This is a genomic window from Sphingomonas sp. R-74633 (assembly GCF_013416555.1).
Lineage (GTDB): Bacteria > Pseudomonadota > Alphaproteobacteria > Sphingomonadales > Sphingomonadaceae > Sphingomonas.
In genome coordinates this window covers 428,361-449,323 of the sequence record NZ_JACCFG010000002.1, presented here as the reverse complement: position 1 = coordinate 449,323, position 20,963 = coordinate 428,361, and the positions used below count along the sequence as shown (strand labels likewise).

Sequence of the window (20,963 nt, the reverse complement as noted above, 5' to 3'; positions counted from 1 at the left end):
CGAGGCGAGCGTCAGCGCTCCGCCATCTCTTCGTGGATCCAGGCGCGTGCGCGGATCCACCAGCGCCGCACCGTCCGGTCGGTGACGCCGAGGACCTCGGCGGTCTCCACTTCGTCGAGTCCGGCGAAGAAACGGCAATCGACCAGCTTGGCGAGCTGCGGATCGTGCTGGCCCAGCGCAGCCAGTGCATCACCCAGCCGCACCATCTCGGTGTCCTCGGCGGGCTGCGCCGCGAGCGTCGCCAATGCGCCCGTCAGGCTCGCCATCGGAGCGTTACGCTTGGCCCGCAACCGCGCCCGCGCCGCATCGAGCAGGACATGCCGCATGGCCGTGGCTGCGCAGCCGAGGAAATGCGCCCGATTGGCCCATTCGGAGCGTCCTTGCATTCGGATATAGGCTTCGCCCACCAGCGCGGTCGGCTGCAGGGTCATCGGGCTGCCCGCGCGGCGATGCTCGCGCCCGGCGATGCGGTGGAGCTCATCGTAGAGCACCCGCACGAGTTCTTCTGATCGTCCTGGGTCAGCTTCCGACGCCACTCGTCCTCCCTCGAACTCGCAGAACCGCCTAAAGGCGCAGATCGGTATTAACTGATCTTCGGCTAGATTGCGCCGAAAGTTTAATTTCCAGTGATCGTCGCAAGGAAGGGAGGGGGAGCGAAATACTCGCTCCCCCCCCGATAGCATTTTACTTCAGTTCGATACGGATGCCGGCGCGGAACTGGCGTCCGAGCATGTCCGAATAGGTGCTGTTCGCGGCCAGGCCGGTTTCCGGCACCAGCAGCGGCCAGCGGTTGAACAGGTTGGTGACGTTGACGAAGAACTGCGCCTTGTTGTTACCGAAGGGCACAGTCTGCGTCAGGTTGAGGTCGACATAGAACAGGCCCGAGACGTGGTTGTTGTCATAGGTCTGATAGGTCGACGTCGTGGTGGTGACCGGGCAACTCGTGGTGCACTCGATACCGGTGGCCGAATATACGCCCGAACTCACGCCACGCCCGGTGACCGTCGCGGAGAAGGTCTGCGTCTCATAGGTCGCGCTGCCGCGGAAGATCCAGGTCGGCGTGCTGGCCTGGCCCCCATTGGCGCCGACGGTGTTGATCGCCACCTGGCCGGCGATGCCGGTGTCGGACAAATTCTCGATATAGCGCGTCGCGACGCCCTTGATCGTGAAGCTGTCCGAGCCGATCGGCATCCGATAGGCTAGGTCGAAATCGATGCCGCGCACCAGCTTACGCACGAAGTTGAACGGCTGGCTGCGGATCAGCTTGTACGGCGCGGCTGGCGTGGAACGGACCGGATCGTCGCTGATCGCGGAGCAATATTCGGCGATGCCCTCGGCGCAGCGGTTCATGATCTCCTGGGCGCTGATCGAGTCGATCGCACCTTCGAGATTGATCCGGAAGTAGTCGGCCGACGCCGAGAAGCCCGGCAGGAAGCGCGGCGAGAGGACCGCACCGATGTTCCACGAATTGGCGATTTCCGGACGGAGGTTCGGATTGCCGGTGACGAGGCCCGAATAGCCGAAGGTCTGCGGGCCGTTGAGGCCGTCTGCGGTGTACTTCGGATTGCGCACCGAGTCGCTGTTGGCGGTGCCGGCCTGGTAGAGCTCGTTGAGGTTGGGTGCGCGGATGTCACGCGAACGCGTCACGCGAACACGGATGTCCGGGATCGGCGACCAGGTCGCACCCAGCTTCCAGGTGGTGACATAGCCCGCGTTGGAATAGTCGGTGGCGCGGACTGCACCGTTGAACTCGAGGCCCAGGCCGAGCGGCACCACGGTTTCGAGATAGGCTTCCTTCACGCTGTATTCGCCGGTGAAGGGCAGATAGTTGCCGACCGACCACGCGTTGGTCGTGCCGGTGGTGGTGATGACCGGCTGATATTGGGTCGGCACGGTGCCGCGGATCTTCTCCTTGCGGACTTCGCCACCGAAGGAAACGCTGACATCGCCCGCCCAGGTGGCGAACGGCGTGATCGACCAGTTGGTGCCGGCGACGAACTGCTGCATCACCTGATCGCGATATGGATCGCCGAGCACATATTTGATGGCGTCGGCGCTGGCAACGCCCACGCCGAGGCGGTTCAGCGGCACGCAGGCCGCATCGTCGTTGGTGGTGCTGGCATCGACGTTGATCAGGCACTGGATCGAGCCGGTGGCATAACCGCGCGCATTGCCCGCCGGTGCGTAGGCAGCGGCCGTCGCATTGGCCATGCGGGTATTGTGCATGATGTTGCGCAGCTGCTCGCGCAGATCGGAGCGGCCATATTGGGCATAGACGTCCCAATGGGCGGCCTTGCCGAATGCTTCGAAATTGCCCTCGGCGCCGATGACGTAGCGCTGCACCTTGCGCTCATTGTCGATCCCGCGGAACGGCAGATCGGCCGCCGTGGTCGCCACCGTGACGCTGGTGACGCCGGCGAGCCGCGCCGCGCCGAGCGACTGCAGCGCGAAGGCATTGCAGGTGATCGGAACGGGGACGGTGGTGCATCCGGTGGTGTTGTAGGTGATGCCGGTCGACAGGTTCGGGCCCGCGTTAAAGAAGACCTTCTGCTTGTTGTACGAACCCTCGGCGAAGAGCTCGACGCCGTCGGCGACTTCGTAGCTCAGCCGGCCGAACACGCCCCAGCGGTCATCCTTCGGCATCAGGCCGATGCGGGTGCCGGAGTCGTTGACCTGCCACGAACCGTTCTGCGTCACGCTCGGCGCCGAGGATCCGGCCGCGCGGGTGAACGCCGGGAAGGTGAAGCTACCATAGTCGAAGGTGTTTACCGCGCCGCCATAGCCGAAATACAGGCCGCGCAGGGCGTTCGCGCTGGTGCCGGCCGATGCCGTGATCAGGCCGCCCGGGGTCGAGTTGGACGCGCCGACATTGCGCAGCGTGGTGAAATAGCGGTTGAACGTGCTGCTGCCCGACACCCAGGCCGGGTTCTCGGCACGCACATAGCCGGTGTGGTTCCACTCGCGCTCGTTGCCGACCTCGAAGATGCCGTCCTGGTGATCGACATTGGCGCTCAGCAGGATGTGGCCGCGGCCGCCGGCGAACGACTTGCCGCCCGCGATGCTGCCCGAATAATTGCCGCCATCGCCATAGGTAGTGATGCCGCTGTCGGCCTCGATCTTCAGCCCCTCGAGCTTCTTGTTGAGGATGAAGTTGACCACGCCCGAGACGGCGTCCGAACCATAAGCCGACGATGCGCCGCCAGTAACGATCTCGACGCGCTCGACGAGCGCCTGCGGGATCGTGTTGATGTCGACCCAGCCATAGATGGTCGAACCGACCGAGCGGCGGCCGTCGAGCAGGATCAGTGTGCGGCCTTCGCCGAGATTGCGCAGGCTGAGTGCGTTGATGCCCGCCGAGCCGTTCGACAGGTTGAGGCGCGAATTGGCCGGCTTGGTCGAGCCGGCGAGCTGCGGCATCTGGTTGACGAAGTCGGCGATGTTGTTCGTCGGCGAGGTATTCTGGATGTCTTCCTGCGTCAGCACGGTGAGCGGCGTCGGGTTCTGGAAGCCGTCGCGGCGGATGCGCGAGCCGGTGACGAGGATTTCGCCCTCATCGGCGGGGGCGGTGACCTGGGGCGGATCCTGCGTGGCGGGCGCCGTCTGCGCGTGCGCCGAGCCGGCGATCGCCAGCATGCTCATGCTGCAGAGAAACGCTGCCTTTCGCTCGCGTCGACCAAGCTTCAACCGAACTGTCATATGAATCCCCTAAGCACTGTACGCCCGCCACTCGGCGGAACTGGACGTTCCCGTTCCTGCGGCCCCGCTGCATCTGCATCTTGCGTGCGATGTCATTACGCGGATTTCCAACACGGAAGGTGCCGGGCGATGGCGAATAGCGTCAAGGCTCTATGCCCGTCTATTGTTTGGGCGGAGCATAAGCGCAGCCTATGGCTTTCGCGCTTCTCCATAGCCCGGCACTATGGTCGAACCAGCGCTTGTCATAGGACGCGGCCTCGGACGCGCCACTAGCCTGTATCGCCTAGGTGCCAGGAGTCAGGGTCGATGTTGAACCGCCGTTCTTTCTTGCTCGGTTCGGTTGCGACGGCCGCGCTGGCCCCAGCCGCCGGCCATGCCGCAGGGCTCTGGCGCCGTTCGGAAACGCGTGACCTTGCCGCGCCCGGGCTCGCCGCGCCGATCGAGATTCTCGACGATCCTTACGGCGTCCCGCACATCCGCGCAGCCTCGATCCCCGACGCCTTTTTCGGCCAGGGCTATGTCGTCGCGCGCGATCGGCTGTTCCAGCTCGACCTGGCGCATCGCCGCGAGATGGGGCGGCTGGCCGAAGCCTTTGGCGCGGCATTCGCGCCGTATGACGCGGCGGCGCGGCTGTTCCATTATCGCGGCGATCTGGAGCAGGAACTGGCCGATGTTCCCGCCGATGTCCTGGCCTGCGGGCGCGCCTATGTCGCCGGGATCAACGCAAGGATCGACGAAGTCCTTGCCGATCCGACGCGGCTTCCCCTCGAATATCGCATCTTGGGCGTCGCCCCGCTGAAATGGGACCTGCGCGACCTGATGCGCGCCCGCAACGCCTCGGTCGGCAATGTCGATGACGAGGTGCGCCGCGCGCGGCTGGCCGCGCTCGGGCTGCTCGATCTCGACGCAATCGTCGCACCGCTCAATCCGCCCTGGCCGATGCGCGTGCCCGATGGGCTGGACGCGGCGGCGGTATCCGAAGCCGATCTTGGCGTACTCAACCTCGGCTCGCCGCCGTTCGGCGCGATCGTTCCCGACGCGGAGAGCGGCATCGCCGCCAGCGCGAACGACCGCGCCAATGCCGGGAGCAACGCCTGGACCGTCGGGCCGCAGCGCACCGCGACGGGTCGCCCGATCCTCGCCAACGATCCGCATCTCGGCATCGGCGGCCTAAGCCCGCGCCACGTCGCGCATCTCACCGCGCCCGGGCTGGACCTGATCGGCGGCGGTGCGCCCGGCCTGCCCGGGATCATGCAGGGCCATACCGATCGCTTCGCCTTTGGCCGCACCAATTTCCATATCGACCAGGAAGACCTGTTCATCCTCGAGCTCGATCCCGCGAACCCCGAGCAGTATCGCCACGGCGACGGCTGGAAGCAGTTCGAGCGGGTCGACATCGCGATCCCGGTAAAGGGCGGCGCGCCCAAGGCGGCGACGCTGCGCTATTCGGTGCAGGGGCCGGTGGTCTCGCATAACCCCGCCCGGCACCGCGCGACCGTGCTCGCCTCGATCGGGATGCAACCGGGCGCGAGCGGCGTGTTCGCGATGATCGCGATCAACCTCGCAAAGGATTGGGCGGGGCTGCAACAGGCTGCCTTCCGTCTCCATCCCTCGCCGACCAACCTCCATTATGCCGATGTCGACGGCAATCATGGCTGGCAGGCAATCGGCTATATCCCGGCGCGCCGGAAGGGCGACGGGCTGCTGCCGGTCCCGGGCGACGGGCGCTATGACTGGACCGGAATGCGCGACTTCCGCGCGCTGCCCAACGATTATAACCCGGCAAAGGGCTGGTTCGCCTCGGCCAACCAGAACAATCTCCCCGCGGGCTGGCCGCGCGACCGCATCCCGGCCTTCTCGTTCCGCGATCCCTATCGCTACAACCGCATCGCCGACGTGCTCTCAGCCCAGCCGAAGCACAGCCTGGCCGACAGCGTCGCGCTTCAGCATGACACGCTGTCGACGCCCGCCAAGCAGTTGCTGGCGCTGCTGCCCGCACGCAGTTCGCCGGGTGCCGAGCCAGCGCTCGCGATGCTGCGCGGCTGGGACGCCCGCATTGCCCCGGATAGCGCCGCCGCCGTGCTCTACGAGATGCTGTGGCGCGAGCTCGGCCGGAGGATGCTCGCCGCGATTGTGCCGGAGCGTGCGCGGGGGCTGGTCGACGGCATCGCCCCTCCGGTCCTGCTTGGCCTCCTCGCCAAGCCTGACGCACGCCTTGGCCCCAATCCCCCAGCCGCACGCGACGCGCTGTTCGATGCCGCGCTCGTGGCCGCCTGGAAGACCGCGCAGGAGCAGCTCGGGCCGAATTCCGCCACGTGGCGCTGGGATACGCTGCACAAGGTCCGCATCGCGCACCCGCTCGCCCGCATCCCCGCCATCGCCGCCGCTTTCCCTGCGATCGAAGGCGAGGGCACCGGCGGCGATTCCTACACCGTGATGGCGCGCTGGCTGCGCGGCTGGGCCGTGAGCGGCGGGGCGAGCTATCTCCAGGTGATCGATGTCGGCGCCTGGGACAATTCGCTCATGCTGAACTTCCCCGGCCAGTCAAACGACCCGCGCTCGCCCCACTATCGCGATGCCTATGCACCGTGGATCGCGGGCAGGATGCAGCCGATGCTGTTCAGCCGGGCTGCCGTCGACGCCCATGTCATGAGCAAAACCACGCTTCGCCCGCGCTCCGGTTGAGTCCGCCGCAGCCGAGTTCCCGAGAGCACATGGGGGAGAACGGCAGAAAAATACGCCGGCTGCGCAAAATGCCCTTTGTGGCGGTTGACAGCCCAGTGCCCCACCCGTAGAGGCCCACGCCTACCCCGTGCCCAGATGGCGGAATTGGTAGACGCACCAGCTTCAGGTGCTGGCGCTCGCAAGGGCGTGGAGGTTCGAGTCCTCTTCTGGCACTCGAACCCTCCATCACTGAAAACGCTGGATTTAATCCCGCCGCGCCCACGGAAGCGAGCCGACTGACCGCTCGTGCGCCCCGGCTCGCTCCTCTTCTGGGCACCATCCACCCATTCGCTGAGATTCCAGCGAATGGGTGGATGGTGCCCAGAGAAATAACGAAAATATCGCTAGATGCGACCCGCCAGGCCCGCAGTCGTTCGCGTGCGAGCGGGGGCCTTTCGGGGCTCCGCTGGGGGCCTTTTGGGGGCCTCGATTTTTGGCCCCTCCGGTAGTCCCGAAGCCTGCTTTTTCAGGGCGTCCAGCTGGTCGCTCCACGCCTGCATCATCTCGACCCGGACGTTCCAGTAGGAGGTGCGGTTGTAGATCGCGCGGATAGCGTTCGATTGTCACGCGGCCTGTTCGCAGGCAGGTTCAGCACACGTCGTAGATCTACCCCGCGGCGAAGCATTGCGCCCATTGAATCCCCCCTATTCGGCGACACTCGGGAAAGCGTTCGACGCGGACGACTTCGATACATTGCAGCCATCGAGCCGGACGAGCGGCATGAACCTCAATGTGGCGCGGCCGCTGGGCGGAGTTTCCGCGTCGCTGTCGCTCAATGCGATGCGCACCACGAGCAATGGCCTGTCGGGCATTCCCTGGATCACCCTTGTGTTGCCGGCCGGCAGTCCCTGGTCGTTGGACGGCGCCCCCGTCACGCTGGAGCGGGCATTCAACGGCACGCGTGCGCTCAGGAGCCAAAACAGTGCCGAGAGCCTGGGTGGATCCCTCTCGCTGACTGGGCGGATATGGGGCGTTCAGACCGACCTTGTGATCAGCATGTCCAACTCCACCAGCAGCAATCTTGTCGAGACCGGTGTGGCCGTAGCGAGCCTGCAGAGGCGCCTCGACGACAATGATGCGGCCTTCGATCCATTCGGGCCGATCGGGGTCTCCTTCCTGCAGGCGTCCCGGAGCCGCTCACGCGCCACGAGCACGAACATCCGCCTCAACCTCCAAAAGGCATTCCTGCAGCTGCCCGCCGGCGAGGTCTCCTGGAGCCTAGGTGCCAGTGTCAGCCGCTCGCACAGCCTGGTCTCGCAAATCGGAACCGCGAACAGCCTCTCCAGCAGTTTCTCCCAAGCCATGTCCGCCGAACAGATTTCGGTGAATATTCCGATCTCGCGCACCGGTTCCGCGTTCGCCCTGTTTGGCAATCTGGACGCGGACTTCTCGTTCAATCGGCAATCGATGGGCGGGAGCGGTGCCGCATTAAGCTATGGCAGTGGCCTGGGCTGGATACCGCTGAGAGGCATTGAGGTCCGTGGTGCACTCGATCGCATGCAGATCGTGCCCGCATCGGACCAACTGAACGGGCCGCTCGTCACAACCGTCAGCCGCATCTTCGACTATTCCCGACTGGAGACTATCGACATATCCTGGACCATCGGCGGCAATCCCTTGCTCAGGCCCGGACGGCAAAGCGGCCTGACGCTCACGATGGCCGTCAAACCCCTCGTCAGGCAGGATCTGTCTCTAAGCGTCGGCTATCGCCGCTCTTCCGCGCGCAATGCGTCCACGGCTTTTCCCGAACTGACCCCGGACATCGAGGCCGCCTTCCCCGAGCGCGTCGTCCGCGACGCTGCCGGCAAGCTGCTCTCGGTGGATGCTCGGTCCATCAGCGTCGCCCGGCAGGATGACGCGGTGCTGACATCGGGCATCAGCCTTCGATTGACGGGCCGGCGCAGCGCCTCCCGGCGCACGCGGCCCCTCCCGGCACGCAATCCGCTTCAGACGAATCTGGCCCTGACGTACCAGCTGCAGCTGGCGAGCAAGAGCCTGATCCGGCCGGGGTTGCCGGTAATCGATTGGCTGGCCGAGTCCGGGACATCCCGGCACTCAGCCACCTTTCGCTTGAATGTCGGGAAGCGCGCCTTTGGATCGTCGCTCAACGCAACCTGGAAAAGCGCGAGCTTCATCACGAGCCCGGACGAAACCCTGCGCCGGACCAGTCCGGTCGTCTTCGATCTCACGTCTTTCCTGAACCTCGAATATCTCGTCGGTACGCGGGGGAGCGGCTGGTCCAGGGGGTTGAAGTTCTCCTTGGATATTCACAACGCCCTCAATTCCTACCCGCGGGTTGCCTTGCCCGACGGGCGTACGCCTGACGGCTATTTGGGAGGGGATATCGACCCTCTTGGCCGAACCGTCCGGATCGCCATCAGGAAGCAGTTCTAGCGGCCCGTCAGGTCGACGGTCATGGCACCCGGCCTTGGCGTGGCTAATCGGCGCGTCGTGCCGCGCTAGCAGGACGCCGGCGGGTAAGCTGGCTTGCCAAATAGCACGATCGTTCGTACTAAATTGGCATGAAAGCCGAAGCGACTCGAACCAGAGTAATCGAAGAAGGATTGAACGCGCTAAGCCAGGGCGGCCTGGCTGCGGTCACGATCGGGCGTCTGGCGGAGGCGACCGGCCTGTCGAAGAGCGGCTTGTTCGCACATTTCCGGTCGCGCGAGGCGCTGGAGCTCGCCTTGCTCGAGGAGACCGTCCAGCTTGCAAATCACCACGTTGTCGAACCGGCGATGCGTAATCCCGCGGGCCTTGCGCGTCTGATGGCGCTTGTCGGCTTGTGGTTCGGCTGGTCGGCCCGTGCGGGACTGCGCGGCGGTTGCCCCATCGCGGCCGCGCTGTTCGAACTCGACGACGTGGCGGGCCCGGTCCGCGACCGCGTGGTCGCACTGGAGACGACATGGCGGGCGCTGCTCCGAACCCATGTCCAGCAGGCGGTCGATCTGGGTCATCTGCATGTGCAGGACGTGGACCAGGTCGTCTGGGAACTCTGCGGCATCTATCTCGCGCACCACAGTTCGATGCGCTTTCATCGCGATCCCGAAGCCGACCGGCGTGCCCAGAATGCGCTTGTCGCGCTGTTGCGCCGCAGTGGCGCCGATCCCGCGAATTTATAGCCCGGAGGATTGGCATGCCGCAGCCGGCCACATTCGCGGCGACCGCCGACGATCTCGCGCAGCTTCGGCGGTTGCGCCTGGCCTCATTTGTCGAAGCTACTACGCTTCTGCTTCTCTTGCTGGTCGCAGTGCCGCTCAAGCACGCCTCCGGCTATTCGCTGGCGACCAGAATCATGGGGCCGGTGCACGGAGCGGCGTTCATCGCCTATGCCTGGAACGTGATTTCAGCCAGCGCGGGCGGCGGCTGGTCCCGACGCGAGATAATGCGATTGAGCCTCGCCGCCTTCGTCCCGTTCGGAGGGTTTCTCAACGCCGGGCTGCTGCTGCGGAAGCAGAAGGTCGTTAGCGCCCAGCTGGAGAAGCTGCCGTGATGCCGTACCTCTGGATGAAGGCGGCGCATGTGGCTTCCGTCCTGATCTTCATCGGCGGCCTGTTCTCCCAGTCGTTCGCCGTTGCAGCCGCTCGACGGGGCGATGCCGCTATAGTTGCGCTCGCCCACCGCTGGGACCGCCGGGTCACGGTGCCTGCCATGCTCGCCGTATGGCTGACAGGTGCCATGATCGCGGCCGAAGGGGCCTGGTTCGCAAGTCCGTGGCTCTGGCCGAAGCTGGCCCTGGTCCTGGTTTTGACGGGATTGCACGGCGTCCAGTCGGGCCTGCTGCGACAGCTTCGAAGGGGGCAACAGCCAAATACGCGCCTACACGGTGTCATGGTCGCGGCATTCATTTCCGCCGCGGTCATATTCATCGCGGCGTTGGTTGTCGTGAAACCCTTTTAGGCCGGTTGCGCCCAAGACCCGCATGGCCGTCGGATTGGCGGTAATCAGGGCGCTCGCGAGAGCCGGAGAAGTAGCGCGTCGAGCGACCAGGCGCCGCCGCCGCGCGCCATCAACGGCAACAGGATCGCCGCCCAGCTCAGATGGGTGGGCCAGGCATCGGGATAGACGAAGATCTCGATGGTCAGAGTCATCAGGAACAGCGCCAATGCCGAAAAGCGCGTCGCCAGCCCGAGCACGAGCAAGATCGAGAAGACATGCTCGGACCAGGTCGCCGCCACTGCCGCGATCGCGGGCGGGACGAGCGGCAGCGCATATTCGGTGCGGAACAGCTCATAGGTTCCGTCGGTGATATGGAGAATGCCGTCCACCTTGGTGCGGCCCGACATGAAGAACACGCCGGCAATGCCCAGCCGCGCGACGAGCAACAGCAAGGCGTCCGGCACCAGCGAAGAGACGCGGCGAGTGAGCCGCGCGTGAAGCGCGATCAGCGAGGTCATGGGGAAATCTCCGGAGGCGGCGGCCGGTCGCGCATGGCGGCCGGCCGCGCGCGGTCAGGCCTTGGGGGTCAGCGAGCCATTGCCCTTGGGCGTCTTGATCGCGGTGCAGGTGCCGGCCTTGACCAGCTTCCAGGCATTGCCCTGGTAATTCACTTTGGAAGTGCCGGCACAGCTGGTGCCGGCGCCGGCCTTGCAGTCATTCTTGCCGGCCAGCGAGACGCCATAGCATTTCTCCATGGCGGGCTGGGCGGAGGCGGTGGGCGCAAGCGCGGCGCCCGCGACGGCGATGGCGAGGGTGGCGGCGAGCGTGGCGTTGGTCGAACGCATGATGTCTGTCCTTCATGAACCATGCCTCCGGCGCGCGGCCCTGGTCAGGGGGTGCCGGGCCGCGCGGTGATCGGGGAGGAGGCGGGAGAACCCGGTCACATCTGCCAATTCGTCGTCGGCGGCGCGCGCGTTACACATTCACCACGAAAAAATTTTGCGGCGCGGTGTAACCTTCAGCCCGGCTACGCCGAATGGTTCTGCAAGGAGGAGGAATGCGAGCGGACGAGGACGTGCTGCGCGGATTGATGATCGATGGGCTGGGCGGCGACGCCGCGGCGCATGCGGCATTACTGCGCCTGCTCGTGCCCGTGCTGCATGGCTTTTACCGGCGCCGCGCCAATGGCTCCGCCGACGATATCGAGGACCTAGTGCAGGAAACGCTGATCGCAGTGCATGACCGCCGCGCCACCTATGACCGCGAACGCGTCTTCACCGCGTGGCTGTTCGCGATCGCGCGCTACAAGATGGTGGACCATTTTCGCCGTATCCGCCGCCTGCAACCCATCGAAGCCATGGAGGAAATGCTGCTCGCCGAGGATCCGGAGCCCGCGCTGCTGGCGCGGCTCGACATCGAGGAGATGCTCGCGGCGCTTCCGCCCAAACAGGCCCGGATGATCCGTGCGACCCGGCTCGATGGGCTGAGTGTCGCCGAGGCCGCCCGGGCCGGCGGCATCGGCGAATCCGATGTGAAGGTTTCGGTGCATCGCGGCCTTAAGGCGCTGGTGGCGCGCATCCAGGGAGGTGCGCGATGAACACCGACGACCTGATCGCGCAGCTCTCGCGGGACGTCCCGCCGGTGCGGCGGCGCGCGGTGGGCTGGCGGCTCGCCATCGGGCTGGCGCTTGGCGGGCTGGTCTCGGCCGGGCTGGTAGCGCTGGTGCTCGGCATCCGCCCCGACCTTGGTCTGGCGATGCGCGGCACCGCCTTCTGGGTGAAATGGAGCTATACTTTCTCGCTGGCGATCGCCGCAGTGGTGATGATCGCCCAGCTCGCGCGGCCGGACAGCCAGAGGCTGCGCTGGACCTGGTTGCTGGCAATTCCCGTGACCTTGCTCGCGGGCCTTGGCGCGCTCGAACTGGCGCGCACGCCGCCGGGCAAGTGGCTCGCCATGTGGCTCGGACATAGCTGGATGATCTGCCCCTGGCTGGTGCTGGCGCTGGCGATGCCGATCTTCATCGGGCTGCTCTGGTCCTTCCGCCGCCTGGCACCGACACGCCTGCGCGCGGCAGGCGCGGCAGCGGGGCTGGCGGCGGGTGCCTTCGCAGCGACGGTCTATTGCATCCATTGCCCCGAAGTGTCGGCGATCTTCGTACTGACCTGGTATTCGCTGGGCATCCTGCTCGCCGCGTCGCTCGGCGCGTTGCTTGGACCCCGCCTGCTGCGTTGGTAATTTCGCACGGGCCTGTAACCGTACGGCGGACTGCGCCGAATATGGAATGCCAATCCGGCTGAACCCTTTTCTGGAGCACCCCCATGACCATCGTCCGCACCGGCGTCAGCCTCGCCGCCTCCGCTGCCGTTATCGCCATCACCGCCGCCGCACCGACCGCCGCGATTGCCAAGTCCGGCGCCGGCGCCGCCCAGGTCGTCCATTGCTATGGCATCAATACCTGCAAGGGCACCTCGGACTGCAAGACGGCGAAGAACGACTGCAAGGGCCAGAACGACTGCAAGGGCCAGGGCTTCAAGGCTGTCACCGCCAAGGCGTGCAAGACCGCCGGCGGCAGCCTGACCGCGCCCAAGTGAGCGCGCGCCGGCCCGGCGTCCCCAGCGCCGGGCCGGCTTTCCCTTCACCTCGAAAGGCATTCCGATGATCGCTCCCTTTGCCGGTTTCGGCCTGGGCCTGCGCAAGCCGCATTATGCCGAGTTCCTCGAGACTCGGGTCGCGGTCGATTTCGTCGAGCTGATCTCCGAGAATTTCATGGTCGAGGGCGGCCGCCCGCGCCGCATCCTGCGCGAGGTGCGCGAGCGCTATCCGGTGGCGCTGCACGGCGTCTCGATGTCGCTAGGCTCGGCCGACGGGCTGGACGGCGCCTATCTCGCCCGGCTGCGTGCGCTGGTCGATGAGGTCGAGCCGCTGTTCGTCTCCGATCACCTGAGCTGGTCGCGGATTGAGGGCTTCAATTCGCACGACCTGCTGCCGCTGCCCTACACCGACGAAGCGCTCGACGTGGTGGCGGGCAACATCGCGCGCGCGCAGGATGCGCTGGGGCGCGAGATGCTGATCGAGAACCCTTCGACCTATATCGACTTCGCGCCGGCCGACATGACCGAATGGGAGTTTCTCGACCAGCTTTGCGCGCGCACCGGCTGCGGCCTGCTGCTCGACGTCAACAATGTGTTCGTCAGCGCGAGCAATCACGGCTTCGATCCGCTCGCCTATCTGGACGGCATACCGCATGCACGGGTGCGCCAGGTCCATCTCGCCGGGCACAGTCAGGGCAGCGAATTGCTGATCGATACCCATGATCAGCCGGTGCCGGATCCGGTGTGGAAGCTCTACGCGCATGTGCTGCCGCGGCTCGGCGCTGTCGCGACGATGATCGAACGCGACGATGCCATCCCACCGCTGCATGAGCTGCTCGCCGAGCTCGACACCGCCCGGCGCATTGCGGCCGATGGCATGCGGGCGGCGGCATGAGCCTGCTCGAGCTGCAGCGCGAGATGCGCATCTGGCTGATCCGGGAGGATCCGCTGGCGGCGGATCGGCTCGGCGGCGACGATGTCGCGCCAGGCTTGCGCATCCATCAGAATAATTTCCGCGCGCAACTCGTCGCCTGTATCGAGGAGAGCTTCGCCCGGACCCGTGACTGGATCGGCGGGGATGCATTCCACCAGGCCGTGATTGCCCATGTCGCACGCGTGCCTCCGAGCAGCTGGACGCTCGACGCCTATCCGCGCGATTTTCCCGCGACGCTGGCGCTGCTCTATCCCGCCGATCCGGAGGTCGCCGAGCTTGCCTGGATCGACCTCGCGCTCGCGGAGGCCTTTGTTGCGCCCGACGCAGCGGCGCTTTCCGGCGCGGATCTCGGTGCGGTGGACTGGGATCGTGCCGTGCTGGGCTTCTCCCCCTCGCTGGACCTCGCCGACCTGACTACCAATGCGCCAGCGATCTGGTCGGCGCTGGAGGGCGCGGAGCCGCCCGCAGTCGCCTCATTGCCCGAAGCGGGCGCGATCCTGGCCTGGCGTGACGGGGAGGCGCCGCGCTTCCGTGTGGTCGACCAACTCGAACGCCAGGCGGTGCTCTGGGCTCGGGCGGGCATGCCGTTCGCGGAACTATGCGCCGCGCTGGCCGAGGCGCTTGGCGAGGAGGCCGGCATCGCGCGCGCCGGCGAGATGCTCGGCCAATGGCTCGCCGATGGGCTGATCATTTCCGCGGACCACTCGGCCGACATCGCCGCCGAGCGATGAAGCGAATCGAGAATAACCAACCTGGCTGTTAGGGGCGTGATTGTGCGCGACGATCCCCGCATTGCCAGGCATGGAAGCGTTATGCGAGCATCTCCGGCGACCGAGCGCGGCCATCGGAGGATCAGACGACCTTCATGCCCCGCCGGCCGTCTTCCACCAGGAACTTCGCCAGGTCACGAACCTCCGACTGCGGATCGCGAACGTCGATCAGCGCGCGGAAGGTGACCTCGCACTGCGTGGCGCTCAGGTCCATCCGGCTGTAGCCGCGGACCTGGTTCTCGCCGAAGTGGAACTTCGGGTTGGCGGCGAGCGACTGTTTGAGCATCCCGTCAATGGCGCCCGAGGAGATCGATCCGCCGATCCATTCCGATGCGACGACGCGGCTGGGATCGTCAGGATCGAGATGGTCCCCGGCGACGAAGGCATGGATATCGCCGCTCACCACCAGCGGATTGGGGGTCTTTGCATCGCGCCAGCGCCGCGTCACGCGGTCCCGTGCGGCGGCGAAACCGTCCCAGCCGTCGGTGTTGTAGACCGAGGGGCCCGCTTCGGGGTGGTTGGGCGGGATGCGCAGCTCCTGTTTCATCAGCGTCTGCTGGGTCAGCACGTTCCAGCGCGCTGTCGTGTGGCCCAGCGCTGCGTCCAGCCAGGCTTCCTGGGCGTGGCCGAGCATGGTGCGGCGGGGATCGTAGCGCTCGGCGCAATCGGGGCGCTGGCCTGCGAAATCGAGGTGGTTCTCGATTGTGCCCGGCAGCTGGCAGGGCGGGGCGTCGCGATATTGGCGATCATCGATCACCTGGAACTGCGCGAGGCCGCCCCAGTCGATCGTGCGGTACAGCCGCATCGACGCCCCGTTCGGGCGCTGGGCGGCGCGCAGCGGCATATGCTCGTAATAGGCCTTGTAGGCCGCGGCGCGGCGCAAGAGGAACGCGGCCTGGTCGCCATTATGCTTGTCGCGGTCGCCGGCATAATTGTCCTGCACCTCGTGATCGTCCCAGGTCGTCACCCAGGGCGCGACATGGTGCGAGGCCTGCAGCATCGGATCGAGCTTGTAGGTGGCGTAGCGCGCGCGATAGCCGTCGAGGTCGATCGGCTCGGGATTGCGGTGCTGGCGGACGCCCTTGGTGCCCGGATTGCCCTCATAGATATAGTCGCCGAGGAACAGCACGAGATCGGGCTCTTCCGCGGCGATGTGGTGATGGGCGGCGTAATAGCCGGCCTCGTAATGCTGGCAGGCGCTGAAGGCGATCCGCAGCTTGTCGGGCATCACGCCGCGCGCCGGCGCGGTACGCGTGCGCCCGACCGGGCTGGTGATGCCGCCGGCGATGAACCGGTAGAAATAGGGGCGGCCGGGCGCCAGGCCCTGCACCTCGACATGCACCGAATGGCCCCAGGCAGGATCGGCGATCGCCGTGCCGCTCCGCACGGCCTTGAACTGCGCGTCGGGGCTGATCTCCCAGCGGACGGGCACGCGGTGCGGCGGCATTCCGCCCGCCGGATCGAGCGGGGAGGGGGCGAGGCGTGTCCACAACACCACGCCCTCGCTCGTCGGGTCGCCCGAGGCGACGCCGAGCGTGAACGGATCGACCCCGCCGAACGTAGCGCGCGCCGCGCGGGTGCCGATCAGCGCCGCAGTGCCGATCATCGCACCGGCCGCAAAGGCGCGGCGGGTTAGGTCGATCGTCTTGGCCATTTCAGTCTCCGCCGCTAGCGATAGGACCACTCGTCTCGATCAAGGCGCGCGTCCCCTGACACATGCCTGACCAAATCGAGTCGCACTCCGTGCTTTGCGCAGCCAAGCCAAAGTCGGCGGAATTGCAAGAATTATATATCTTATAATTATTGCATTTTTCGGGCTTCATCGGCTTGCCACACCGATACGGTGTAAAATATACATAACAAATCATATTTATCGCGTCAGCGTTCGGGCCACGCGCCGGGGCGACTGACCGGACCTTATGATTGCGGGCGACGCTACCTCCTCGCGGAGCGCGCCGCCCTCTGGACAGCGCTTTCGGATCGATCGGCGAAAGACCGGCGACAGGATGCAGCTACAAGGGAGGGGAATATGTTCACTCGGACTGGACTTACGTGTGCGGCTTCACTGCTTGCACTCGCGGTAACGAACGTTGCGCAGGCGCAGACGGCGGAGCCACAAAATACTCCCACGCCCGATGCGGCCGCTTCCGCGCAGGAAAGTACGAGCCCCGAGATTGTCGTCACCGGCATCCGCTCGTCGCTCACCCGTGCCGCGGAAATCAAGCAGAACGCCGTTCAGGTGGTCGACTCGATCGTGGCGCAGGATATCGGCAAGCTGCCCGATCCCACCACGGCCGCCGCGCTGCAGCGCGTCCCCGGCATCCAGGTGTCGTTCAACCGCAACAACGAGCTCGGTGATGTCCGCGTCCGCGGCTTGCCCGACGTGCTCACCACGATCAACGGCCGCGAGGTGTTCAGCACCACGGGCCGCAAGTTCGACCTGGGCGACCTGCCTGCCGAGGCGCTGGCGCGCGTCGATGTCTACAAGTCGCAGAGCCCGGACCTGATCGAAGGCGGTCTGGCCGGTGTGATCGACATGCAGCTCAACAAGCCGTTCAACTTCAAGAATCCCACCGTCGTGCTGTCGGCACGCGGCAATTACGGCAAGCGTGCCGACAAGCTCAGTCCGCAGTTCGGCGGCCTGGCGACCGATCGCTGGGATACCGGCATCGGCGAGATCGGCCTGCTGGTGAACGCCACCTGGTCGCGTAACGACTATGAGCGCGACCAGACGATCCTGAGCGGCATCCGCAGCTCGGCGGCGACCCCGCTCAGCACGCCGGGCCTGCTGATCCCCAACATCATCCAGAACTTCCCCGAGGAGGGGAAGCTCGAGCGTACCCAAGTCAATGCCGCGTTCCAGTGGCAGATCAGCCCGAATGTCGAGGCCTATGTCGACGGGCTCTACACGCGCTCGCACGATATCGGCGCGCACTACGGCGCGAACATCCAGCCATTCACCACCGGCACCACGATCAGCAACGTCACGGCGAGCACCAACTGCTTCGATGCCTATGTCACCGCGACGGGGCAGAACAACACCGCCACGCCGGCGCCGGTGCCACAGCACCTCTGCTATCTGAAGAGCGCGACCTTCAACAACATCGTCTCCAACCAGACGACCCAGGCGCGTGACATCACTGCGGTCAACAAGTCGATCGCCGGCGGGTTCAAGGTGGAGCAGGAAGGCGTCAAGGCGAACCTCGACGTTTCGTACCAGACCTCGCGCAACGATCGCACGCTGATCATCCAGGACGTCGGCCAGCGCCTGACCAGCCTGACGCTAACGCCGGACGTGGACGGCATCGCGCAGATGACCGTGCCGGGTGGCGCGCTGCTGAGCTCGGCCGGCCTGTCGATGCGCAACAGCTTCCAGCAGCAATTCGGCCTGACCGAGGGCAATCTCTTCGCGGCCAAGCTGGACGGCGAAGTCGAACTCGGCGGAATCCTGTCGAACCTGAAGATGGGCGCGCGTTATGCCCGGCGCGCCGCCAACAGCTACCAGCTCCAGCTCAACACCGCGGTGCCCGGCGGCAATATCGGCACTGCGACCGAGGCGAAGGCCGTGCTGGTCTCGGCCTCGGGTCTGCCTGCCGACTTCCTGGCGCTGGGCTCGCCTGCGCCTGGCATCAATGGCGGCACTGCCTTCTACGTCCCCAATCCCGATTTCCTGCTGTCGGATGCCGGGCAGGATGCGCTGCGCACCTATGTCGGCCTGCCCAAGGGCCGGCCGGGCTTCCAGAAGGATCGCCAGTTCAACGCGAGCGAGAAGACGATCGCCTCGTTCGCCGAGCTCAACTACAAGATCCCGCTCGGCGACAGCGCTGCGATCGACGGCATCGTCGGTGCACGCCTGACCCGCACGGACCGCGACATCACCACCTTCGTCGCGAGCACCACCGGCGGCGTCACCACTTATCGCCCGGTGTCGGCCAGCACCACCGATACGGATTTCCTGCCGACGGTCACGGCGCGGCTCAAGTTCGACAACGGCATCCAGGCGCGCCTGGGCTATGCCAAGTCGATCCGCCGCCCCGAATTCGGCGATCTCAACCCCGCGGTCACCACGGCGCTGTCGAACAACCCGTTCGTGCAGAACAGCGGCAGCGCGGGCAATCCGGACCTCAAGGAGCAGAAGTCCGACAGCTACGACGCCACGCTCGAATATTATTTCAAGGGCGGCTACGTCGCGGTCGCGGGCTATTACCGCAAGATCAAGGATCGCGTACTCAACGGCGCGAAGCTCGAGAATATCGGCGGCATCGACTATAACGTCACTCGCCCGCGCAACCTGGGCGCGGCGAGCCTGAAGGGCGTCGAAGTCAGCGGCCAGTATTTCTTCGATTTCCTGCCGGGGCCGCTCTCGGGTCTGGGCGCGCAGGTGGCGTTCACGCTCGCTGACTCGGAGATCGAGGGCAATGATCCGCTGGCGGGCAATCCGCTTCAGGGCGTGTCGAAGTATAATTACACCACCGGGCTGCTCTACGAGAAGTACGGGATCAGCGGTCGGCTGGTGTATACCTATCGCTCGAAATATTTCGACAGTGACCAGACCGGATCGATCTCGGTGCGCCCGGTCGGCAACAACACGCTGCTTAGCTATGTTCGCCCGGCGGGCCGTCTCGATTTCAACATCGGTTACGACATCACCCAGGCGATCCGCATCGACGTTGGCGGCACGAACGTGCTGCATGCCAAGACCCGCGACTATCTGGGCCAGTCGTTCCTGACCTTCGAGGGCATGTACGACGAGACGACCTATTCGGTCGGGGTTCGCGTCCGCCTGTAACGGGTTGCGCGGCGGCGGGACCGGATCCGCCGCCGCGCAGCGCCTCGGACACAAGGAAGAGAGAGGATTGCAGTGATCTCCAACCGCAAAATGCGCATCATGTCGGCGGCGTTGCTGGTCGGTCTGCTTGGCACCGCCTCGCCGGTGCTGGCCCAGTCGACTCCCAAGCCCCAGGATCGTGCGGCGCCTGCGCCTGCGCGGGACGCGCAGCGCCCCAATGTCCTGTTCGTCCTGGTCGACGACATGGGCTTTGGCGATCTGTCGGTAATGGGCGACAAGAAGGTGCAGACGCCCAATCTCGACCGACTGGCGCGCGAAGGCGTGCTGATGACGAAATTCTACGATGCTGCGCCGATCTGCTCCTCGTCGCGCGCCGGCTTCCTGACCGGACGCTATCCCGCGACGGTCGGCTTTGTCGGCATCACGGCGTCGCGCGCCGACAATGCCGCGCTCGGCCAGGTCGACTGGCTCGATCCCAAGACCCCCAACATCGCCGCGCTGTTCAAGGATGCCGGCTACGCTACGGCGCATATCGGCAAATGGCATCTGGGCGGCGGCCGCGACATCGGCGACGCACCGCGCCCGACCGCCTATGGTTTCGACCAGAGCTTCACCACGTTCGAGGGGTTGGGCCCCCGCGTGCTGGTCTCCGACGAGGAACGCGACCTCGCCAAGCAGTCGGACAAGCTGGGCAACGGCGCGCGTTTCTGGGAGATCAAAACCAAGCTCACCGGCCTGTACGCCGACATGGTGGTCGATTTCGTCGCGCAGCATTCGGACAAGCCGTGGTTCGTCAACATGTGGCTCAACGACGTCCACGATCCCTGGGCGCCCGACGATGATTCACTCAGCGAAGTGATGGGCAAGGGCGAAAGCTCGGATGACGACCGCTTCCTCGCCAGCCTGGTCAAGATGGACAAGACGCTCGGGCGGCTGTTCGATCGGCTCGATCAGATGGGCCAGCTCGAGAATACGCTGGTCATCGTTACCGCCGATAACGGCCCGTCCTCGCTCCAGCGCTACTACCAGAAGGGCGCGACGGCGCCCGGCAGTTCGGGGATGCTGCGCGGCCGCAAGTTCAGCCTCTACGAAGGCGGCATCCGCCAGCCGCTGATTATGTACTGGCGCGGCCATATGAAGCCCGGCACGCGCGACGAGACCACGGTGGGGCAGGGTGTCGATCTATTGCCCACGCTTGCCGCCATTCTCGGCCGCAAGGCACCCGCGGGCAGCGTGGGCGTGGATCTCTCGCCGGTGCTGGCGGGCACGCCTGTCACCAGCCGCACGCCGCTATTCTGGGCCTATGGCAAGGCGGGCGCCGCGAAGCAGCCGCCGAGCCCGGCCCAGGCGAAGGACACTGCGCCGCCCTTCGCGATCCGCGATGGCGACTGGAAGCTGCTCGCCGGACCAGGCGGCACCAATCCGCAGCTGTACGATGTGGTGAAGGACCCCGGCGAGACGACCGATCTGGCCACAAGCCAGCCGGCAATGCGCGACCGCCTGCTCGCCCAGCTCAAGGCCTGGATGGCGTCGCTGCCGAAGTGAGGCCATTCGCGGGGCGCGCGGCTTGCATCGGGAGA

The 20,963-nt window shown here is 65.9% G+C and carries 17 protein-coding genes and 1 tRNA gene; 13 read left to right on the top strand and 5 right to left on the bottom strand.

Going from position 1 to position 20,963, the window contains the following annotated elements; genetic code table 11:
• Positions 1–11: 11 nt before the first annotated feature.
• Together HZY97_RS08285 and HZY97_RS08280 are read right to left on the bottom strand one after the other, a co-directional pair.
• Positions 12–536, bottom strand: coding sequence for an ECF-type sigma factor (locus HZY97_RS08285; RefSeq protein ID WP_373684319.1), 525 nt, complete (start codon positions 534–536; stop codon positions 12–14).
• Positions 537–684: 148 nt separating this feature from the next.
• A complete protein-coding gene (locus HZY97_RS08280) occupies positions 685–3,639 on the bottom strand; it encodes a TonB-dependent siderophore receptor (RefSeq protein WP_180142458.1) in 2,955 nt (984 codons plus the stop codon).
• Between the two features lie 363 nt (positions 3,640–4,002).
• On the opposite strand from HZY97_RS08280, the gene HZY97_RS08275 reads away from it, so the two are divergent.
• The 6 genes from HZY97_RS08275 (at position 4,003) to HZY97_RS08250 (ending at position 10,320) form a co-directional block, all read left to right on the top strand.
• The gene (locus tag HZY97_RS08275) at positions 4,003–6,381 is read left to right on the top strand and encodes a penicillin acylase family protein (RefSeq protein WP_180142456.1); all 2,379 of its coding nucleotides are present in this window, start codon (positions 4,003–4,005) and stop codon (positions 6,379–6,381) included.
• Between the two features lie 128 nt (positions 6,382–6,509).
• A tRNA-Leu gene (locus HZY97_RS08270) sits at positions 6,510–6,594 on the top strand.
• Between the two features lie 459 nt (positions 6,595–7,053).
• On the top strand, positions 7,054–8,814 hold the full coding sequence (locus tag HZY97_RS08265) for a hypothetical protein (protein WP_180142454.1): 1,761 nt from the start codon (positions 7,054–7,056) through the stop codon (positions 8,812–8,814).
• Positions 8,815–8,942: 128 nt separating this feature from the next.
• Positions 8,943–9,542 (top strand): TetR/AcrR family transcriptional regulator, encoded by a 600-nt coding sequence (locus HZY97_RS08260; RefSeq protein WP_180142452.1) that lies wholly within the window; start codon positions 8,943–8,945, stop codon positions 9,540–9,542.
• 14 nt (positions 9,543–9,556) lie between these two features.
• Positions 9,557–9,913: a DUF3817 domain-containing protein gene (locus HZY97_RS08255; protein ID WP_180142450.1), complete on the top strand. Its 357-nt coding sequence runs from the start codon at positions 9,557–9,559 to the stop codon at positions 9,911–9,913.
• Entirely contained in the window at positions 9,913–10,320 is a 408-nt protein-coding gene (locus HZY97_RS08250) for a CopD family protein (RefSeq protein ID WP_180142448.1), read from the top strand. The genes HZY97_RS08255 and HZY97_RS08250 overlap by 1 nt, the downstream gene beginning before the upstream one ends.
• A 44-nt stretch (positions 10,321–10,364) precedes the next feature.
• Here the strand turns inward: HZY97_RS08250 and HZY97_RS08245 are convergent, their stop codons facing one another.
• Together HZY97_RS08245 and HZY97_RS08240 are read right to left on the bottom strand one after the other, a co-directional pair.
• The gene (locus tag HZY97_RS08245) at positions 10,365–10,817 is read right to left on the bottom strand and encodes a DoxX family protein (RefSeq protein ID WP_180142446.1); all 453 of its coding nucleotides are present in this window, start codon (positions 10,815–10,817) and stop codon (positions 10,365–10,367) included.
• 54 nt (positions 10,818–10,871) lie between these two features.
• Positions 10,872–11,144, bottom strand: a complete 273-nt coding sequence (locus HZY97_RS08240) for a DUF2282 domain-containing protein (protein ID WP_180142444.1) — start codon at positions 11,142–11,144, stop codon at positions 10,872–10,874.
• A gap of 212 nt (positions 11,145–11,356) precedes the next feature.
• On the opposite strand from HZY97_RS08240, the gene HZY97_RS08235 reads away from it, so the two are divergent.
• From HZY97_RS08235 to HZY97_RS08215, 5 genes are all read left to right on the top strand, one after another.
• Positions 11,357–11,896, top strand: a complete 540-nt coding sequence (locus HZY97_RS08235; RefSeq protein ID WP_180142442.1) for a sigma-70 family RNA polymerase sigma factor — start codon at positions 11,357–11,359, stop codon at positions 11,894–11,896.
• Complete coding sequence (locus tag HZY97_RS08230; protein WP_180142440.1) at positions 11,893–12,534, top strand: DUF1109 domain-containing protein; 642 nt, start codon at positions 11,893–11,895, stop codon at positions 12,532–12,534. Before HZY97_RS08235 ends, HZY97_RS08230 begins: the two co-directional genes overlap by 4 nt.
• Positions 12,535–12,617: 83 nt before the next feature.
• Entirely contained in the window at positions 12,618–12,890 is a 273-nt protein-coding gene (locus HZY97_RS08225) for a hypothetical protein (RefSeq protein ID WP_180142438.1), read from the top strand.
• A gap of 64 nt (positions 12,891–12,954) precedes the next feature.
• Positions 12,955–13,785, top strand: a complete 831-nt coding sequence (locus tag HZY97_RS08220; protein WP_180142436.1) for a DUF692 domain-containing protein — start codon at positions 12,955–12,957, stop codon at positions 13,783–13,785.
• Positions 13,782–14,555 carry a DNA-binding domain-containing protein gene (locus HZY97_RS08215; protein WP_180142434.1) on the top strand — a complete coding sequence of 258 codons (774 nt, stop codon included), beginning with the start codon at positions 13,782–13,784 and terminating at the stop codon, positions 14,553–14,555. The genes HZY97_RS08220 and HZY97_RS08215 overlap by 4 nt, the downstream gene beginning before the upstream one ends.
• A 121-nt stretch (positions 14,556–14,676) precedes the next feature.
• On the opposite strand, the gene HZY97_RS08210 is transcribed toward HZY97_RS08215, so the two are convergent.
• The gene (locus tag HZY97_RS08210) at positions 14,677–16,248 is read right to left on the bottom strand and encodes an alkaline phosphatase (RefSeq protein ID WP_180142433.1); all 1,572 of its coding nucleotides are present in this window, start codon (positions 16,246–16,248) and stop codon (positions 14,677–14,679) included.
• A 375-nt stretch (positions 16,249–16,623) separates the two neighbouring features.
• Here HZY97_RS08210 and HZY97_RS08205 point away from each other — a divergent pair, with 375 nt between their 5' ends.
• On the top strand, positions 16,624–19,383 hold the full coding sequence (locus HZY97_RS08205; RefSeq protein WP_180142431.1) for a TonB-dependent receptor: 2,760 nt from the start codon (positions 16,624–16,626) through the stop codon (positions 19,381–19,383).
• A 90-nt stretch (positions 19,384–19,473) separates the two neighbouring features.
• Positions 19,474–20,928 carry a sulfatase-like hydrolase/transferase gene (locus HZY97_RS08200; protein ID WP_218942969.1) on the top strand — a complete coding sequence of 485 codons (1,455 nt, stop codon included), beginning with the start codon at positions 19,474–19,476 and terminating at the stop codon, positions 20,926–20,928.
• The last annotated feature ends 35 nt before the right edge of the window (positions 20,929–20,963 follow it).

Bases quoted from the DNA above. Each gene is read 5' to 3' on its own strand.
- HZY97_RS08280 (WP_180142458.1), bottom strand. From the start codon at position 3,639: ATGAGCATGCTGGCGATCGCCGGCTCGGCGCACGCGCAGACGGCGCCC.
- HZY97_RS08275 (WP_180142456.1), top strand. From the start codon at position 4,003: ATGTTGAACCGCCGTTCTTTCTTGCTCGGTTCGGTTGCGACGGCCGCG.
- HZY97_RS08260 (WP_180142452.1), top strand. From the start codon at position 8,943: ATGAAAGCCGAAGCGACTCGAACCAGAGTAATCGAAGAAGGATTGAAC.
- HZY97_RS08255 (WP_180142450.1), top strand. From the start codon at position 9,557: ATGCCGCAGCCGGCCACATTCGCGGCGACCGCCGACGATCTCGCGCAG.
- HZY97_RS08250 (WP_180142448.1), top strand. From the start codon at position 9,913: ATGCCGTACCTCTGGATGAAGGCGGCGCATGTGGCTTCCGTCCTGATC.
- HZY97_RS08245 (WP_180142446.1), bottom strand. From the start codon at position 10,817: ATGACCTCGCTGATCGCGCTTCACGCGCGGCTCACTCGCCGCGTCTCT.
- HZY97_RS08240 (WP_180142444.1), bottom strand. From the start codon at position 11,144: ATGCGTTCGACCAACGCCACGCTCGCCGCCACCCTCGCCATCGCCGTC.
- HZY97_RS08235 (WP_180142442.1), top strand. From the start codon at position 11,357: ATGCGAGCGGACGAGGACGTGCTGCGCGGATTGATGATCGATGGGCTG.
- HZY97_RS08230 (WP_180142440.1), top strand. From the start codon at position 11,893: ATGAACACCGACGACCTGATCGCGCAGCTCTCGCGGGACGTCCCGCCG.
- HZY97_RS08225 (WP_180142438.1), top strand. From the start codon at position 12,618: ATGACCATCGTCCGCACCGGCGTCAGCCTCGCCGCCTCCGCTGCCGTT.
- HZY97_RS08220 (WP_180142436.1), top strand. From the start codon at position 12,955: ATGATCGCTCCCTTTGCCGGTTTCGGCCTGGGCCTGCGCAAGCCGCAT.
- HZY97_RS08215 (WP_180142434.1), top strand. From the start codon at position 13,782: ATGAGCCTGCTCGAGCTGCAGCGCGAGATGCGCATCTGGCTGATCCGG.
- HZY97_RS08210 (WP_180142433.1), bottom strand. From the start codon at position 16,248: ATGGCCAAGACGATCGACCTAACCCGCCGCGCCTTTGCGGCCGGTGCG.
- HZY97_RS08205 (WP_180142431.1), top strand. From the start codon at position 16,624: ATGTTCACTCGGACTGGACTTACGTGTGCGGCTTCACTGCTTGCACTC.
- HZY97_RS08200 (WP_218942969.1), top strand. From the start codon at position 19,474: ATGCGCATCATGTCGGCGGCGTTGCTGGTCGGTCTGCTTGGCACCGCC.